Source organism: Candidatus Eisenbacteria bacterium (assembly GCA_016867715.1).
Classification (GTDB): Bacteria; Orphanbacterota; Orphanbacteria; order Orphanbacterales; family Orphanbacteraceae; genus VGIW01.
In genome coordinates this window covers 1-15,745 of sequence record VGIW01000078.1, presented here as the reverse complement: position 1 = coordinate 15,745, position 15,745 = coordinate 1, and the positions used below count along the sequence as shown (strand labels likewise).

The 15,745-nt window shown below is 64.9% G+C and carries 13 protein-coding genes; 10 read left to right on the top strand and 3 right to left on the bottom strand.

Annotated elements, in window-relative coordinates; translation table 11 throughout:
- The first annotated feature begins 19 nt into the window (after positions 1–19).
- Entirely contained in the window at positions 20–2,302 is a 2,283-nt protein-coding gene (locus FJY73_11460) for a heavy metal translocating P-type ATPase (protein ID MBM3321283.1), read from the top strand.
- 116 nt (positions 2,303–2,418) lie between these two features.
- Here the strand turns inward: FJY73_11460 and FJY73_11455 are convergent, their stop codons facing one another.
- Both FJY73_11455 and FJY73_11450 read right to left on the bottom strand, forming a co-directional pair.
- On the bottom strand, positions 2,419–3,492 hold the full coding sequence (locus FJY73_11455) for a DUF362 domain-containing protein (GenBank protein ID MBM3321282.1): 1,074 nt from the start codon (positions 3,490–3,492) through the stop codon (positions 2,419–2,421).
- 96 nt (positions 3,493–3,588) lie between these two features.
- Positions 3,589–4,929 (bottom strand): NADP-dependent isocitrate dehydrogenase, encoded by a 1,341-nt coding sequence (locus FJY73_11450; protein ID MBM3321281.1) that lies wholly within the window; start codon positions 4,927–4,929, stop codon positions 3,589–3,591.
- A gap of 328 nt (positions 4,930–5,257) precedes the next feature.
- On the opposite strand from FJY73_11450, the gene FJY73_11445 reads away from it, so the two are divergent.
- The 4 genes from FJY73_11445 to FJY73_11430 all read left to right on the top strand — a co-directional run bounded on the left by FJY73_11445 (position 5,258) and on the right by FJY73_11430 (position 10,116).
- Positions 5,258–6,493, top strand: coding sequence for a PEGA domain-containing protein (locus FJY73_11445; protein MBM3321280.1), 1,236 nt, complete (start codon positions 5,258–5,260; stop codon positions 6,491–6,493).
- 25 nt (positions 6,494–6,518) lie between these two features.
- Positions 6,519–7,883, top strand: a complete 1,365-nt coding sequence (locus tag FJY73_11440; GenBank protein ID MBM3321279.1) for a T9SS type A sorting domain-containing protein — start codon at positions 6,519–6,521, stop codon at positions 7,881–7,883.
- Positions 7,884–7,988: 105 nt separating this feature from the next.
- Positions 7,989–8,579 carry a TlpA family protein disulfide reductase gene (locus tag FJY73_11435; GenBank protein ID MBM3321278.1) on the top strand — a complete coding sequence of 197 codons (591 nt, stop codon included), beginning with the start codon at positions 7,989–7,991 and terminating at the stop codon, positions 8,577–8,579.
- A gap of 4 nt (positions 8,580–8,583) precedes the next feature.
- Positions 8,584–10,116, top strand: a complete 1,533-nt coding sequence (locus FJY73_11430) for a hypothetical protein (protein MBM3321277.1) — start codon at positions 8,584–8,586, stop codon at positions 10,114–10,116.
- 9 nt (positions 10,117–10,125) lie between these two features.
- On the opposite strand, the gene FJY73_11425 is transcribed toward FJY73_11430, so the two are convergent.
- On the bottom strand, positions 10,126–10,458 hold the full coding sequence (locus FJY73_11425) for a hypothetical protein (GenBank protein ID MBM3321276.1): 333 nt from the start codon (positions 10,456–10,458) through the stop codon (positions 10,126–10,128).
- Positions 10,459–10,654: 196 nt separating this feature from the next.
- Between FJY73_11425 and FJY73_11420 the strand changes: the two genes are divergently transcribed.
- The 5 genes from FJY73_11420 to FJY73_11400 form a co-directional block, all read left to right on the top strand.
- The gene (locus FJY73_11420) at positions 10,655–11,272 is read left to right on the top strand and encodes a sigma-70 family RNA polymerase sigma factor (protein MBM3321275.1); all 618 of its coding nucleotides are present in this window, start codon (positions 10,655–10,657) and stop codon (positions 11,270–11,272) included.
- 6 nt (positions 11,273–11,278) lie between these two features.
- Complete coding sequence (locus FJY73_11415; protein MBM3321274.1) at positions 11,279–11,821, top strand: zf-HC2 domain-containing protein; 543 nt, start codon at positions 11,279–11,281, stop codon at positions 11,819–11,821.
- 127 nt (positions 11,822–11,948) lie between these two features.
- Positions 11,949–13,457, top strand: coding sequence for a GWxTD domain-containing protein (locus tag FJY73_11410; GenBank protein ID MBM3321273.1), 1,509 nt, complete (start codon positions 11,949–11,951; stop codon positions 13,455–13,457).
- Between the two features lie 61 nt (positions 13,458–13,518).
- Positions 13,519–15,009, top strand: coding sequence for a GWxTD domain-containing protein (locus FJY73_11405; GenBank protein ID MBM3321272.1), 1,491 nt, complete (start codon positions 13,519–13,521; stop codon positions 15,007–15,009).
- A gap of 572 nt (positions 15,010–15,581) precedes the next feature.
- Positions 15,582–15,745 (top strand): hypothetical protein (locus FJY73_11400; protein MBM3321271.1); only part of this gene is annotated, 164 nt, incomplete at its 3' end.

The following is a 15,745-nucleotide window of genomic DNA, read 5'->3' as shown; positions in this document are numbered from 1 at the left end:
GCCGCGAAGAGGAACACACATGAAGAGAGCAAACCTCCCTAGCGAAGGGGAGCCCGAATCGGGAAGCGGGCTTCTCGCCGGGGACGAGGGGCCGCCCCGCGCCGCGCACGGATCGATCGAGGAGGAGAAGGAGGCGCGGGTTCGGCTCTCCGTGCGCGGGATGACCTGCGCCGCTTGCGCGCTCGCCGTGGAGAAGGCTCTACGCTCCGTCCCGGGCGTCCGGAGCGCGGTGGTGAACGCCGCCGCGGGAGCAGCCGCGGTCCGTTTCGACGCCGCGCGCGCGAACCTCCCCGCGCTTCTCGATGCGGTGCGGAGATCCGGCTATCGAGCCTCGCCGAGCGCGGGAGAGGACGAGCCCGCCCTCCAAAAGGAACGTCTCGGCCTTCTCTGGACCGCTCTTCTCGCCGTTCCCATTCTGTTGATTCATGAAGGAATCGCGGGCGTCCCCTCTCCCGGGGTCCTTCTTCTCGTCCTCGCCACCCTTCTCCAATTCACGGCCGGGCTCCGCTTCTACCGGGGGGCCTACTACTCGCTCCGGAGCGGAAACGCCGGAATGGACGTGCTCGTTTCGCTCGGGATCTCGGCCGCGTGGGGCTACAGCCTTCTCGTCGTGATCTTCCCGTCGTACTTTCCCGGCGAGCGCGCCTTCTTCGACACGTCGGCTCTTCTTATTCTCTTCGTTCGTTTCGGCAAGATGCTCGAGGCGAGGGCGAGAGGGAAGGCGGGAGACGCGATGCGCGCGCTCCTTCGGGCGGCTCCCGAGAGCGCTCTTCTCGTCGCGGACGGACAAGAGAGGAACGTCCCGGTCGAATCGCTTCAGGTAGGAAGCATATTTCGAGTGCGGGCAGGGGATCGCGTTCCGGTGGACGGCAGCGTCGTGGATGGAGAGGCGGCGGTCGACGAGGCCGCGGTCACCGGGGAGTCGGTCCCCGTTCGAAGAAGTGCCGGAGACCGCGTCGTCGGCGGCACGATGCTGGCGAACGGCGCCCTTCTCGTCCGCGCGGAGGCGGTGGGCGAGGAGACCTTCCTCGGCCGCATGGTTCGTATGGTCGAGGAGGCGCAGCTCGACCGCGCGCCGATCCAGCGCTTCGCGGACCGTGTCTCGAATCGTTTCGTCCCGGCGGTCGTCGCGATCGCGCTCGCCGCGTTCTTCGTTTGGCTATTGGTTCTCCGAATGCCGTTCTCGTTCGCCCTCGCCCGCGCGGTCGCGGTCGTCGTCGTCGCCTGTCCGTGCGCCCTCGGGCTCGCGACGCCGACGGCGATTCTCGTCGGGTCCGGCATCGGGCTCCGGCGCGGAATTCTCTTCAAGAGGGCGTCGGCCCTGGAGGAGATCGCGGGGGTGCGCGCCGTTCTCTTCGACAAGACGGGAACGATCACCAGGGGTGAGCCGGCGGTCACGGACATCCGGGCGTCCTCGAATACGAGCGAGAACGAGGTTCTCTCCCTCGCCGCCTCGGGAGCTTCCCTCTCCGGACATCCTCTCTCGCGGGCGGTGGTTCGCGCGGCGCGGGAGAGAGGGGCTTCGTTCGACAAACCGGACCGAATCGAGGAACACGCGGGCCGCGGGATTCATTTTAGCATAAAGGAAGCGTCGCATCTCCTCGGAAACGAGGAGCTGCTCGAGAGTCGATCGATCGAGCGTTCCAATCTTCGCGCCGAAGCGGATCGTCTCGCCGACGAGGGGAAGACCGTTCTCTGGCTCGCGCGCGGGGATCGTCTCGCCGGGATTCTCGCCCTCCGAGACGAAGCGAAGCCGGGAGTGACCGACGTGATCGCGAGGATCCGATCCCTCGGGATCTCGACCGCGCTCGTCACGGGCGACCGGCGGCGAACCGCCGAGGGGATCGCCGCCCATATCGGGATCGGCGATGTCTATGCCGAGGTTCTTCCCGATCGAAAGGCGGAGATCGTGCGCGCGGCGAAGAAGGGAGGACGCGCGGTGGCGATGGTCGGCGACGGCATCAACGACGCGCCCGCTCTCGCGGCGGCCGACGTCGGCATCGCGATCGGCGCCGGAACGGATGTCGCCAAGGAGACGGGCGATGTCGTCCTCGTGCACGGCGACCCCGCGGACGTGGCCGTGGCGGTCGAGCTCGGCCGCGCGACTCTTCGAAAGGTGAAGCAGAACCTCTTCTTCGCTTTTTTCTACAACGCGCTCGCGATTCCGTTCGCGGCCGGCGCGTTCGCGCGATGGGGCGTTCTCCTTCCCCCCGAGATCGCGGGGCTCGCGATGGCCCTCTCCTCCGTTTCCGTGGTTCTCAACTCGGTCGATCTCAGGCGCTGGCGTCCGGTGGGCGATTGAACTTCGGGGACAGTGAACGACTTCAGGAACGCCGGGGACGCCCCTTGTCTTCCGAGGAAGAACGCCTGTCCCCGGTTTGATCAAGCGCCGCGATTGATCCGCGCGCATAAACCAGGCTAGGCCACGATCGTCACGATCTCGGCGTCGCCATGTCCGAGGCCGAGCTCCTCCGCGTAGCGAATCTGCGTCCATCCGTCGTGATGCGGGTACGACATCGACTCGAGCGTGCGCCCCGTCCGCTCTCGGAAGAGGCGGAGCGCGGCGGCGTCGATCGCGACCGGGTCGCGCGAGGCGAGGATCCCGATGTCTTCGCAGAGAGGTTCCTGCGGCGCGTCGAGGCAGTCGCAGTCCTTCGTGATCGAGAGCGCGGACGTGACGTAGGCGATCCGTCCCGGCTTCTCGCGAACGAGAGCCGCTGCGTGCTCCACGATCCTCTCCTGAAGCTCCGTTCCCGAGATCGTCCAGCCGAACCGGACCGCCCCCTCGAGGCACCGGGCGATGCACGCGCCGCACCCGATGCAGAGCCGGGCATCGATCGTTGCGGTCTCCCCTATCTCGATCGCGTCCTCGGGACATCCTTTCGCGCACTCGCCGCAGCCGTTGCACAGCTTCGGATCGATCCGAGGTTGTTGCCCGAAATGCTGCCGGAGCTTCGCCTTTCTCGAGGAGCATCCCATCCCGAGGTTCTTGAGCGCGCCGCCGAACCCGGTCCCCAAGTGCCCGGTCGCGTGGGAGAGGACGAGCATGCTCCTCGCGCGCGCGGCTGCCGCTGCGATCGAGACCGTGTCGAAACGGCGCCCGTTCACGGGAAGCTCGACCTCGTCGCTCCCGTCGATCCCGTCCGCCGGAAGAAAGGGAGCTCCGACCGCTTCGAGCGTGAAGCCGTGGTCGGCGGCGACCCGCGCGTGATCGATCCCGTTGTTGCGAGGGCTCCGATAGAGCACCGCCGAGTCGGTGAGGAAGGGCCGGGCACCCGAAGCGCGCATGCAGCGCACGAGAGCCGCCGCGAACGCCGGCGGCACATAGGTCGTCTTCCCCGGCTCTCCCACGTGAAGCTTGAGCGCCGCGAGATCGTGCAGGCGGAAGCAGCTCTCAAGTCCCGCCGCTTCCCACAGGCTCTCGATCTTCCTCGCGATCGCCTCGCTCGTTTCGTCATGGCGCGCGGGAATCAAATAGACCTTCTCATGCATGCGGAGAATCCTTCGGTGTTAAAACAACAGGGCCGGGCTTTCCGCGCCGGCCCCGGATGCGAGTCGCGCGAGACCGTCGCCGGCGCACCTCGGGGATCACAATCTCTCGATGATCGCCTCGCCGAAACCGGAGCTCGAGAGCTCGCGAACGTCCTTCCGCCCCTCGCGCTCCATGAGGCGCGCGAGATCGTACGTCACGCGGCCTGCCTGGATGGCTTGCTCCATCCCCTGCAGAATCCGATCGGCCGCTTCCTTCCAGCCCATGTGGTTCAGCATCATGACGGCGGAGAGGATGATCGAACCGGGGTTCACCTTGTCCATTCCGGTGTACTTGGGCGCCGTCCCGTGCGTCGCCTCGAAGAGCGCAACCTCCTCGGACATGTTGGCGCCCGGCCCGAGGCCGAGGCCGCCGACGAGAGCGATCGCCGCGTCGCTCAAATAGTCCCCGTTCAGATTCGGCAGTGCGAACACGCTGTACTCGTCCGGCCTCGTCTGAATCTGCTGGAAGATCGAGTCCGCGATCCGATCCTTCACCAGGATCTTCCCCGCGGGCATCTTGCCCCCGAGCTTCTCCCACAGCTCCTTCTCGGGAACCGCGAGGTCGCCGAATTCCCGTCTCGCGAGCTCGTAGCCCCATTTCGCGAAGGATCCTTCCGTGAACTTCATGATATTTCCCTTGTGCACGAGCGTCACGGAGGGGAGCTTCTGTTGGACGGCCCACTGAAGAGCCTTTCGCACGATGCGCTCGGTTCCGAAGACGGAGATCGGCTTCACGCCGATGCCGGAATCGAGTCGAATTTGCCGCCCGGTCTTTTCCTTGATGAGAGAAATAATCGCCCGCGCGGTCTCGCTTCCCGACTCGAAGTCGTGGCCCGCGTAAACGTCCTCCGTGTTCTCCCTGAAGATGATGAAGTCCACCTTGTCCGCGTATTTGTTCGGGGCGGGAACGCCCTTGAAGTAGCGGACCGGGCGGACGCAGGCGAAGAGATCGAGCGCCTGGCGGAAGCGGACGTTGATCGAGCGGAATCGAGCGGTCACGCCGTCGTCCTTCCCGCATTTCTCGCACGTACCGGCGCGGTTCTGTTGATGCGCGCAATGAAGACAGACGTGCGTCTCCTCGCCGACCGGAGTCGTGAACGGACCCTTGATGGCGACCTTGAGGTGGCGGATCGCCTCGATGGTCTCGTCGGGGAACTCGCTGCCGTAGCGCTGAAGGCCTTCGAGGCCGGCGTAGAGGGGGCACCAGGCGATCGCGCGCTTGCCCCGGTAGACTTTTTCAACGGCGGCATCGACGACCCTGCGCATGACTGGCGTGATATCGAGCCCGATCCCATCGCCGCGGAGAACGCCGACGATCGGACGGTCTCCGACGAGAAGCTTTCCGTTCTTGGATTCGATCCGATCGCCCTCGGGGATCTTGACCTCTTTGAATGGCATCGTCTTTTTTCCTCGGGTGGGAGTTGCGGTCCGGCGGAACTCGGCCATCATACGGGATCACCGCGCTGCTTTCAAGGCGCGAGCAGCCGCCTCGCGCCCGCAACCGCCGCGGGTCGCTTGACCGGTCGAGCGGGTCCACTCGTGAACGGAGAGCCCGCCTCTCCCGGCGGCCCGGGATCTTCGAGGGGCCCGAGGCGAGGCCCAAGCCTCTTGGAGGCGTAACTTACCTAATTTTATGCGATTATGAGTTGACGGCGCGCGCGCGTTCTGGTAAAATACGAGCAAAATCAGGAGAGGTCCCCCCAATCGGCGAAGCCGGGAAGCAAGTATGCCGTTCCTGAAGGGAACTTGCCCTGCGATAGCCGTCTTCTTGACGGTCGGAATCGGGCTCTTGGCCATCGTCGGCTGCGGGGCGGACTGCAAGGATCCGTGCGGGCCGGGCGTTCCCCGGGGAGCGCTCCGCGTGTCGTCGATTCCGCCGGGCGCATCGATCCTTTTGGACGGATCCCCCACAGGGAGGACGACCGATGCGACGCTGGTCGGCGTTCGCGAAGGGCCCCATGTCGTGCGCGTGAACCTCAGCGGATACGATGCTCTCCCCGAAACACTTCTCGTCGATGTGGTCGCCGGCGACACGGCGGACGCGGCGTTTACGCTGACCCTGTCCGGGACCGGCGCGATCGCGGTTTTCTCCGAGCCGCCCGGCGCGGCGATCTTCCTCGACGGCGCGCCAACCGAACGCACGACTCCCGACACGCTCGAGGGAGTGCCGAAGGGAGAGCGCGTGGTCCGCGTCGCCCTCGACGGCTATCGCTCCTTTCCCGAGTCTCTTCCTGTGACGGTCAAGGAGGACTCGATCGCGGTCGCCTCGTTCACGCTCGCCGAGATCATCCCGCGGATCGTCTTCGTTGAGCACTTCTCGAACACATCGTGCGATCCCTGTCGCGAGGTCGAGGAGAATCTCGAAACGGCCCTTTCCCAGCTCGGGCACGGCCTGGTCGCGATCGGTAATCACCTCAATTGGCCGGCTCCGAACGATCCCTTCTACCTCGCGAACGCCGCTCAGCTCAACCAGCGCGGGCGCGTCTTCAACGTCTCTTACATGCCCCATTTGCGGATCGACGGGGCATTCTTCGCGAACGCCGAGAACTACGACGCGCTTCTCGCGAGGATCGCGGCCGCGGCCGCGGTCGAGCCTCTTTTCCGGATCGACGTGAGCACGGCGATCGTCGCGGACTCCTTCGTGATCGCCGGAACGATCGAGAAGATCGGCGATACCGTGGAGGGGGACGAGGCCCTTGTCGCCGTGATCATCGAAACGAACATCGATTATGAAGCGGCCAACGGTCTCACGCATTTCGACGACATCGTGCGCCGGTTCCTCCCGGGGACGAACGGCGAGCCGCTGTCGCTCGGCGTGGGCGAATCGTTCGGCTATCGGTATGCGGAAGCTTTGTCGGCCGCATGGAACGCGGGGAACCTGGAGGCGGTTGTCTTCGTGGAATCGCGCTCCACGCGCAAGGTCTATCAGGCTGGAAGTACGCGCACACTCGGCAAGCCTTGAGGCTGGGAAGGAAGGAAGGTCGGCGATGAAGCGCGCAGCGGTTCTCGGGTTCTTGTTGCTCCTCCCGCTTGCGGCTCAAGCGGTGAACTACACCCTCGTCCCCGCGGAGCCCGTAAAGATCTGTCCCCTCAACTCGCTGAACGAGCTGGACGTCTACCTCACCAATCTGGAGGCGACGGATCAGGATTTCATGCTTATCAAGTCTCAGGACTTGCCGTCGTGGAACTGGCAGGCTTCGATCTGCGTGAACGGCCTCTGCTACGCTCCCTTTTTCGACACGATCCAGGTGACGGTCGCGGCCGGCGATCGGGATACGATCGGCGTCTGGATTTCCGCTTATGTCGACCAGGGGAGCGGAGAGGCGTTGCTTCGCGTGTATCCGATGAGCGAACCGGCGAATGAGAAGACCCAGGTCTTCGCGGCGATCACGAACGGCGTCGACGTTCTCGTGGTGGACGACGACGGGGGAGAGACGTACCAGAGTTATTACACCGGCGCGCTTCCGGGCGGTCTGATCCACGGCAGATGGCCGAGGATCGCGCAAGCTCCGACGGCGGCGAACCTCTCCGAGTTCGACGAGGTGATCTGGTTCACCGGCGAAGCCGACCCGAGCCTCGACGCGAGCGACCGGGCGGCGATCTCGACCTTTCTGAACAGCGGCGGCAAGCTCTTCCTCTCGGGCCAAAACATCGCCTACTCGCTCTGCGATGCCGGGAGCCCGGAGTACTCCGCGGCCGCGCGGGACTTCGTCGAGGAGTACTTGGCATCCGTTTACGTCTCGAACAACAGCGGCTCAACGAGCGTCGATGGAATCCCGAAGTCGCTCGGCCAGGGGCTCTCCTTCTCGATCGCGGGGGGGGCCTCCAACCAGTCAAGCCCGGATGTCGTTCGCCCCGGAACCAATTTCTCGGGCAAGACGGGCGTGAGTTGCTTCGCGTACACCGGCGTGGCCGACGCCGCGGGGATCCAATCGTTCGGCGGCGGCGCGCGCGTCGTCTTTCTCTCCTTCGGTCTCGAAGGGATCACGAGCCTCACGACGCGTCAGGCGATCCTGCAGCGCGCGTTCGACTTCTTCGATGCGGTGGTCGGCGTCGAGGGGGGCGTGATTCCCCGGCGCGAGGTCCTCTCGGCGAACCGCCCGAACCCCTTCAACCCGAGCACGAGCCTCGTCATGCGGCTCGACAAGGCGTCGGCGGGGAGCGTCTCGGTTTTCGACGCGGGCGGGCGCCTCGTGCGAACGCTTTCCGGCGGCGTTCTCCCCGCGGGGGAGACGGAGATCGTCTGGGACGGAACCGACGATCGCGGGTCGCCGGTTCGAAGCGGGGTCTATTTCGTCCGCCTCGACGCGGGCGACCAAACCTTGGCCCGTAAAGTGTCACTCGTTCGATAGGGGCTTGCTTTCGATCGCCCCGGTCATCCCGGGAAGAAACGACAGGCATCGAGCGCCGCGCCGGCCAGGTCGGGACGGCCGATGCCGGCTGGAGGAAATCACCGCATGAGACGCGTGTTCTCGACGACCGTTTTGTTTGTCTCCCTTCTTCTTCTCTTCATTCCCGGAAGAGCCGCCGCCCAAGGAAGCGGTGTCTTCGTCGGAAACGCCGCGCCCGACTTCACGCTTGAGAATCTCGAAGGGAAGCCGATGAGCCTCGCGAAAGCGCTCGAGAAGGGACCGGTCCTTCTTGACTTCTGGGCCCTCTGGTGCAAGCCGTGTCTCCAGGCGCTTCCCGGGACCGACGAGCTTGCCCGGCGTTTCGCCGACCGAGGTCTCACCGTGTTCGCGATCAACACGGACTCTCCCCGCTCGATCGCGAAAGTCCGTTCATACGTCAAAAGTATGGGCTTTTCCTTCGACGTGCTTCTCGACCCGAACAGTGACATGCTGCGCCTCTATCGCTTCAACAGGATTCCGCAGCTCTTCCTCATCGCGCCCGACGGAAAGATCGCCTTCTCGAAGCTCGGGTACGCTCCCGGACAGGAGAAACTCCTGGCCCACGAGATCGAGAAGCTCCTCCCGGCGGAGCCGAAGGCGGAGGGGTGCGAGGCGACCGGAGAAGCCGGGGCGCGCGCGGCCGGCGAAGAGGAGTAAGGGCATGCGTCTCCCGGGGCTCGCTCTACTTGTCGGCTTCGCCGTCCTTGCTCCGCGCGCGGAGGGATCGGGCGTCGTTTCCGTCCAGGGGCAAAACCAACTGGAGTACTCGCTGAGCAGCGAGGCGGATCGGGACAGCACGGTCCCAAGGGAGATCTTCGAGAACTGGCTCGACGCCGACATTCGGTTCGATCGTTTTCTAGCCGGCTTCCGATACGAAGCGTTCCTCCCGCACGAGCTTCGCCCCGACTCGCTCCGCCAGGGGATCGTGCAGCGTTACGCCCAGGCAGAGTATCCGTTCGGCGGCATTCGAGTGGGGAACTTCTACGAGATCTTCGGACGCGGCCTCCTCTTCCGCTCCTACGAGGACCGCTCGATCCGAATCGACGGAAACATGGACGGCGTTCTTCTTTGGGGGGAGAAAGGGCGCTTCAAGGCGAAAGCGTTCAGCGGGAGGATTCGCGAGATCGAAACCGACGAGCGGACCGCGGTTCTCCGCGGGGCGGATCTCGGGGTCAGCGCGGGGATGGGCCTCGGCTTCGGGGGAAGCTATCTGATTCAGTCGGCCCCGAGCCCGAACCCGGCGGGGTACGCCGTGCCGCCGGCGCCGCGCCATACCGAGGCGATCGGCGGGCGTTTTTCATTCATCCATCAATGGTTCGACGCTTACTACGAAGGAGGCCGCATCAACCGGCTCTTCCTCACCTCTTCCGACAGGGCCCGCGGGATCACGTATGACGATCTTCGGGGAACCGGGCATTACGGCGCCCTATCCATCTTCCCCTTCGGCGGGCTCTCGATCACTGCCGAATACAAGGAGTACGAGCGTTTCCGTTTCCAGCCGGCGGGATCCGCCGGGACCGACTACAACAACCCTCCGGCGGCGACGCGGGAGACCTCCTACGCGCTGATTTCCCGACATCCCCATCAGCTCAACCCGAACAACGAGAAGGGATTCCAAATCGAGGCGGTCGCGTCTCCGGTCGCGGGCTCAACGGTCACTTTGAGCCGCGCCGAATCGAACCGGCTGAACGGCGATCCGTTCTTCCACGAGTGGTACGCCGAGTGGAGACAGGAGGTCGGGGGGAAATACTCGGCCGCGGCGGTCTACGACTACATTCGGGACGAGGAGACGGGGAGCAAGAACCACACGCCGATCGTTGAGCTCGGCTATCACCCCGGCGGCGAATGGAGCATCCGAAGCGAGTACCAGTACCAGCAATCGGAGGTGGCGCTCGGCACCGAGAGAAACCACCTCGCTCTCATCGAGTTCCACGCCACCTACGACCTCGTTTTCTCCGTCGTGGGCGAGCATGCCGCGTCGCTCGTTCCGTCCTTCGATCCGGACAACGTCCCCTGCGCGCGGGAGAAGCTGGACGATTTCCTCTACGGGCAGGTGGACTGGTTTCTCTCCCCGCAGCACCATCTCTCGGTGATGGCGGGGAAGCGCCGCGCCGGTTTCATCTGCGTCGGCGGCGTCTGCCGCTTCGAACCCGAGTTCGAGGGGATCGAGTGCAAGCTCGTCTCCACCTTCTGATCGCCGCGGCTATTCGGCTCGTCTCTCTTCCTTCGTCGACACGAAACGGCGGGCGATCATCCGCTCGGAGATGATGAGCCCGGCGCCGATCGCGCCGGCCGCGAACGCGGGCGCGGCCTCCCGAAAGCCTTCCTGAATGCCCATCCCGATGAACATGCCGACGCCCGTCACGACCATGAAGACGCCGGAGATGAGGAGCACGACGCGCGTTGTGCGATAATCGCTCGGCTTCTTCTCCTTCTCTCGTTCGACGTACAGCTCTCTCGGGATCTCCAGTCCTTTCTCGGCGAGGAACATCCGCTCCTTGTGCAATCGTTCCCTTTCGCGCGACTTGAGAATCATCGCCGTTCCCGGTTTTGTTTCACCGCGCCTCCTCCGGAAAGTTGAAACACGACCGCTCCCTTCGGAGTCTGTACACTACGGAACGGGGCGCCCCTCCGCCGCATCCGCCCGCGCGGGAGTTCCCCCGAGGGCGAGGCCGGGCGGTGGCCGCTCGGCCGAGAGGGCGCAGAGGCCGTGTCCTGCGGCGGGACCGGATGTGAACGAGACAGGGCTCCCGACCCGCGACGACGATGAAGAGCTGGTGCGGAGATGTCGCTCGGGAGACGCGGCGGCGTTCGCCGCGCTCGTAGATCGTCACAAGCATGGGATCTACTGGTTGGTTGCGAGAACCGTCGGGAGGGAAGAAGCGGAGGATCTCGCGCAGGAGGTGTTCGTGCGCGCGTATCAGGCGTTTCCCCGCTTCCGGGGAGAGAGTTCGTTTCGCACGTGGATCTTCAAGATCGCGCGGAACCTCTCGCTCTCCGAGCTTCGAAGGCGCGGCAGAAGGCCCGACCCGGTTTCTTGGGAGGAAGAGGTAGAAGAGCAGTTCCGGCTTCTGCCGGAGGCGCGTCCCGATCTGGAGGAGGAGATCGAACGGGGGGACACGGCGGAGAGGGCGCGCGCTCTTCTCGAGCGGCTCCCCGATTCTCATCGAACCGCGATCACTCTCTTCTATCTCAATCAATTGAAATACGAAGAAATTAGCGCGGTCATGGAAGTTCCTCTCGGAACGGTCAAGACCTTGATTCACCGGAGACGGGCGCGGCTTCGCGATCTCCTTGTCGCCGAGACGGACTTCGCGCCGCCGCGGGCTCGAAGAGAGCCGGAGGGATAAGCGCCCATGCGCTGCCGCGAGGCGATGGATCGAATCGGACGCGGGCTGGACGGATCGCTTCCGCCGGATCACGCACGCGAGCTCGAACGCCATCTCTCCGGATGTCCGCGCTGCCGCGCCGAACGTCTCTTGCAGGCGCGCATGTTGGAAGCGCTTCGGACGCCGCCGCCGGAACGTCTTCCCGCCGACTTCACCGAACGGGCCGTGCGGAGTGCGTTCACGGCGTCTCCGCACCGAGGGAGGTTTTCTCTCGGGCGAGATCTCGTCCGGGCTCTTGTCTTCTCGGCAGCGGCGGTTTCGCTTCTCGTCGTCGGCCCGGAGGTCGTGCGCTCCTGCGGCGCGCTCGTGAGTTCGGCCTGGCCCACGGCGGTGGAGTTCGCGGCTTTCTTCGCTCAAGGCGCCGGCGTCTTCTTCGAGAGCCTCGACGATCTCATTCGGGCCCTCGACGGCCCCGGAGCGACCCTGCTCCGTTCGGTTCTCATCGCCTTGATCTCCGCGGGGGTCGCCGTATGGGGATTCCGCGAGGCATGCGGCTTTCTCCGCGAGTAGACCGGCCCCTTCCCCTGCGATTGCCGCGGCGATGGGCAAGCGCGCGCGGACGAGGAGCGCTTGTCCCCCCGCGTTTCCGGAGTATAGTGGTCTCAAGTCCAAACCCTCTCTTGGGACGGGGGCGTTCATGATTCGATCGTTCTTTCTTCTTCTTCTGTTCGCGGCGTGCGCTGTCCCGGCGCGAGGCCAAGGGGAGAGCGGGGAGCCGCATCCGAGAGAGGATCGCTTCTTCGCCGTCGTTCTCTCCGACGAGGAGCGGGCGGCGTACGAGTTTCTCGCCGACGATCGGAAGGCGGCATTTCGACGGAAACACTGGGGCCGACTCGATCCGACACCCGCGAGCGAAGAGAACGAGCGGGAGATGGAGCACCAGCGGCGCGTGGTGGAGGCGATCGATCGATTCCGCGATCGGTCCGGCCGCTTCGTTTGGGATGACCGCGCGAAGGCATGGATTCGTTTCGGGCGCCCCGCTGGCATCGAGTTCCTTCGCGGAGCCTTGGAGGGCGACACGTTCGTTCCTCCCCGCGAGGCCTGGCGATACGACGGCGCGCTCTTCTGGTTCGAGGACCGCGAGCTCTCCGGAGCCTATCGTTTCGGCGATGGAGAGGGGGCGCTCCCCGCGACGGCCGACACACGCCGGCGCGTCGAAACCGGCGAGGGGTTCGCGTGGGACGTGATGGGAGAGGAAGATCCGGCGGCCGCGCGCGCTCGCGCGCTCGCCGCATTCTCGCTCGACTCGACGGGAGTGGGAATCCGGACGCGCGAGGGGCTGGAATGGTGGGAGCGCGTCCCGGAGAGGAACGAACACGCTTCGCCTCCGAGCGAGCTCGTCCTCGAACCATCCGTTTCCGTATTCGGACGGCCCGACAGCCTCTCGTCTGTCCTCATTGGCGTCGGAATCCCCGCGGGGCCGCTCGGGCGCGCCCGCGAGGTCGATAGCGGAAGGTCGAGCATGCGGATCGAGATGCGAACCGCCCTTCGTGATTCCACCTTTTCGGTCGCCGCGACCGGGCGGAAAGAGATCATCCTCGATGTCGCGCCCGGCGTGGAACCGCCTCTCCGGCTGGTTGCGGTCGATTCGCTCGTGTCGGAACCGGGCCCTTATCGGCTCGCGATCGCCGTCGAGGATCTGGCGGGCGGCGGCGGCGGGGTCTTCGAAGCGGACATCGATGTGCCCGATTTCACGGATGGTTCGATGCGCATGAGCGATCTTCTCTTCGCGGAGAAAGCGACGACGGATTTCCGACAGAAAGGACCCGTGCGGCGCGGCGACTACAGGATCGATCCCCGTCCGGACCGGGCGTTTCGGAAGGGTGAAAGAGTATACGTCTATTTCGAGCTTCACGGTGTGAAGCCGGACCGTGACGGACGCTTCTACACCGAGATCGTGTTCTCCCTCTCGAGCGAAAGCGGGGCGCCGTTCTCGGCGCGGTTCGGGGGGACCGAGAAGGGGCGCTTGTCGGAGGGGAGCGCGGCGGAGATCGGAAACGTGAGCCGCGCGTCCTCCTCCGTCCATGCGATCGCAATCGAGACGTCGGGGCTCTCGCCGGGCGCGTATGCGCTCGTTATCGAGGCGAGGGACCTCTCGTCGGGCGAGCAGGCGCGCGGCGCCGGACGGTTCATAATGCAAGAGTAGGTTTGACCGGCCTCCTTGATCGCAATCGGAGCGGCCGGTCCCCTTCGGGATGCGTTCCACGATGAATCGAACGGTTCTCGCTCTCTTCATTCTCCTTGCCGGGTTCGGTTGCGCCTTCGCCGAGGAACCTCACCCTTCCGAGGATCGTTTCTTCACGATCATCCTCTCCGACGAGGACCGCGCGGCGTACGAATCCTTGCCCGAGCAGGAGCGTCCGGAGTGGCGCCGCCGCTACTGGGCGAGCGTCGATCCGATCCCCACGACCGACGAGAACCGCCGAGAGAGAGAGCACCAACAGCGCATCGTCGAGGCGATCCGCGTCTTTCGCGACAAGCACGGGCGGTTCGTCTTCGACGACCGGGCGCGCGCGTACATCCGCTTCGGAAAGCCGAAGAGGCGCGAGAGACTCGAGGGAGAGGTCCTCATTCACGAGGGGCTTCGGGCTCCCCACGAGTTCTGGCTCTACGACGACATGATCCTTTGGTTCGAGGACCGGCGGCTCGGCGGTTACTTCGAAGAGGGGCTCACGAGGGTCCCTTCTGGAATCGGCGCGACCGACCAGTATATTCGAGAGGACACCGGATGGCGGGTGGACGAGGAGCTGCTCTTCGAGGAGAGCTTCGACCGATTTCTTGAGGTACGGAATATAGAGGTTGATCCGGTTCTTGCTCGAAGGTATTCGGATAGAGGCCGGCATCGCTGGCGGGAAGTTCCCGAGATCAACGAGTACGACTTCGAGGGCGGAAAGGAGCTTCGGTTCGTCTTCGATGTCTCGCACCTCGCGGGTTCCGCAGGAAAGACCGCTCTTCTGATCGGTTTTCTCATACCGCTCCAGGACGTCGCATTCGAGACGCGGGAGGGGATCGAGTCGGCGGTCCTTCAAAGGCAGGCGGTGCTCTACACGCCGGATTACGTTCCGGTGGACGCCCGATCGGTCAACCTCGCGCACGCTCGCGATCCGATCTCCGGGTCGAATTGGATCGTGACGTCCGATTCCTTCGAGGTGGATCCGGGATCCTATGTTCTCGCTCTTCGCGTGGTCGATCCGGTCTCGAAGAATCAGGGTCTGTTCAAGACCGGAGTGGACGTTCCGAGCTTCGAGGGGGATTCGATTCGCATCAGCGATCTGGTGTTCGCGGGAAGGGTCGAGACGGAGGGGGCGAAGGAAGGGACCTTCGCGCGCGGCGAATACCGGATCGTGCCGCGACCGATTCGGGTCTACGGGCCCGAAGAGGACGTCACGATCTACTTCGAGGTCTACCATGTCGAGACCGGGGCGGGCGGGAGAGGGCTCTACGAGGTCGAGTACACACTCTTCGGGACGAAGGCCGAGCGTTTCGTGAGCTTCTTCGGCGGGAGCAGCGAGGGGAAGCTGGAACAGGGGATCGGTCAGGCGTTTCAGACGCAAAGCATCGGACCGACCGCCAGACGGCACATCCGTCTCGACGCCGAGTCGCTTCCCGACGACCGCTACACGCTCACGATCGACGTCACTGATCTCGCGAACGGCTCGACCGACCGGGCGAACGCGCAGTTTGTCGTGAAGCGGTAGCTTTCTTCTCCTTTTTTCAAACCCGCGAATACACTGCGCAATCTTGCCAAGAATGGTTGACAGCTTGCGCGCTTTGTGATAGGTTCCTTCACAAGAGAAACATCCCCGGGTGCCGGACGGGGGATGCCCGATCACGACCGGGACGGAAAGGATCGCGAAGCGCGTCGAGCTCGCGAGGCGTCAAGCGGTTTTTCGATCGTTCGTTGCGCGGGGGGAAAGAAGTTTCCCACCGGTGGGCGCGGTGGTCGGGTCGAGAGGGGGTTCGGCCCGCCTCCCGTGAGGAGAAAGAGGCTCCTTGGGGGCGCATCGTTCGACACGGTTGATTTCTCGCGTTTTACGGCGAACACACGCGCTCGCTTTCCCCACGCGGGGAGAGCGGGGAGCGTTCTCGAGGCCCGTCGCGCCGCAAGCGGCGTGCCCTAGGGGATCCGAGACACCACCGGTTTCGGGCCGATCCGGTCGGGGTGTCTTGCGGGGTGGGAACGGTTGATGCTAGGATAACTTGTGTCCTAGCCAACCGTTGCGAAGGGGGAAAGAAATTTCCCCGCCCACTCGCAGGAAAGGAGTGCGCCGTGGCCCTCACCTCTGTTCTTCGGATGTTTCGGCTCCCCGTGGCGGTTCTGTCTCTCGCTCTCTTCATCGGCCTGTTCCTCCTCACGACCTCCGACGCGTGGGCGTATGCCGACGGCCTGCCGGCGAAGGAAATGGAGCAGGATCTGGTGGATGGGGATCCGGA

Bases quoted from the DNA above. Each gene is read 5' to 3' on its own strand.
- FJY73_11460 (MBM3321283.1), top strand. From the start codon at position 20: ATGAAGAGAGCAAACCTCCCTAGCGAAGGGGAGCCCGAATCGGGAAGC.
- FJY73_11455 (MBM3321282.1), bottom strand. From the start codon at position 3,492: ATGCATGAGAAGGTCTATTTGATTCCCGCGCGCCATGACGAAACGAGC.
- FJY73_11450 (MBM3321281.1), bottom strand. From the start codon at position 4,929: ATGCCATTCAAAGAGGTCAAGATCCCCGAGGGCGATCGGATCGAATCC.
- FJY73_11445 (MBM3321280.1), top strand. From the start codon at position 5,258: ATGCCGTTCCTGAAGGGAACTTGCCCTGCGATAGCCGTCTTCTTGACG.
- FJY73_11440 (MBM3321279.1), top strand. From the start codon at position 6,519: ATGAAGCGCGCAGCGGTTCTCGGGTTCTTGTTGCTCCTCCCGCTTGCG.
- FJY73_11435 (MBM3321278.1), top strand. From the start codon at position 7,989: ATGAGACGCGTGTTCTCGACGACCGTTTTGTTTGTCTCCCTTCTTCTT.
- FJY73_11430 (MBM3321277.1), top strand. From the start codon at position 8,584: ATGCGTCTCCCGGGGCTCGCTCTACTTGTCGGCTTCGCCGTCCTTGCT.
- FJY73_11425 (MBM3321276.1), bottom strand. From the start codon at position 10,458: ATGATTCTCAAGTCGCGCGAAAGGGAACGATTGCACAAGGAGCGGATG.
- FJY73_11415 (MBM3321274.1), top strand. From the start codon at position 11,279: ATGCGCTGCCGCGAGGCGATGGATCGAATCGGACGCGGGCTGGACGGA.
- FJY73_11410 (MBM3321273.1), top strand. From the start codon at position 11,949: ATGATTCGATCGTTCTTTCTTCTTCTTCTGTTCGCGGCGTGCGCTGTC.
- FJY73_11405 (MBM3321272.1), top strand. From the start codon at position 13,519: ATGAATCGAACGGTTCTCGCTCTCTTCATTCTCCTTGCCGGGTTCGGT.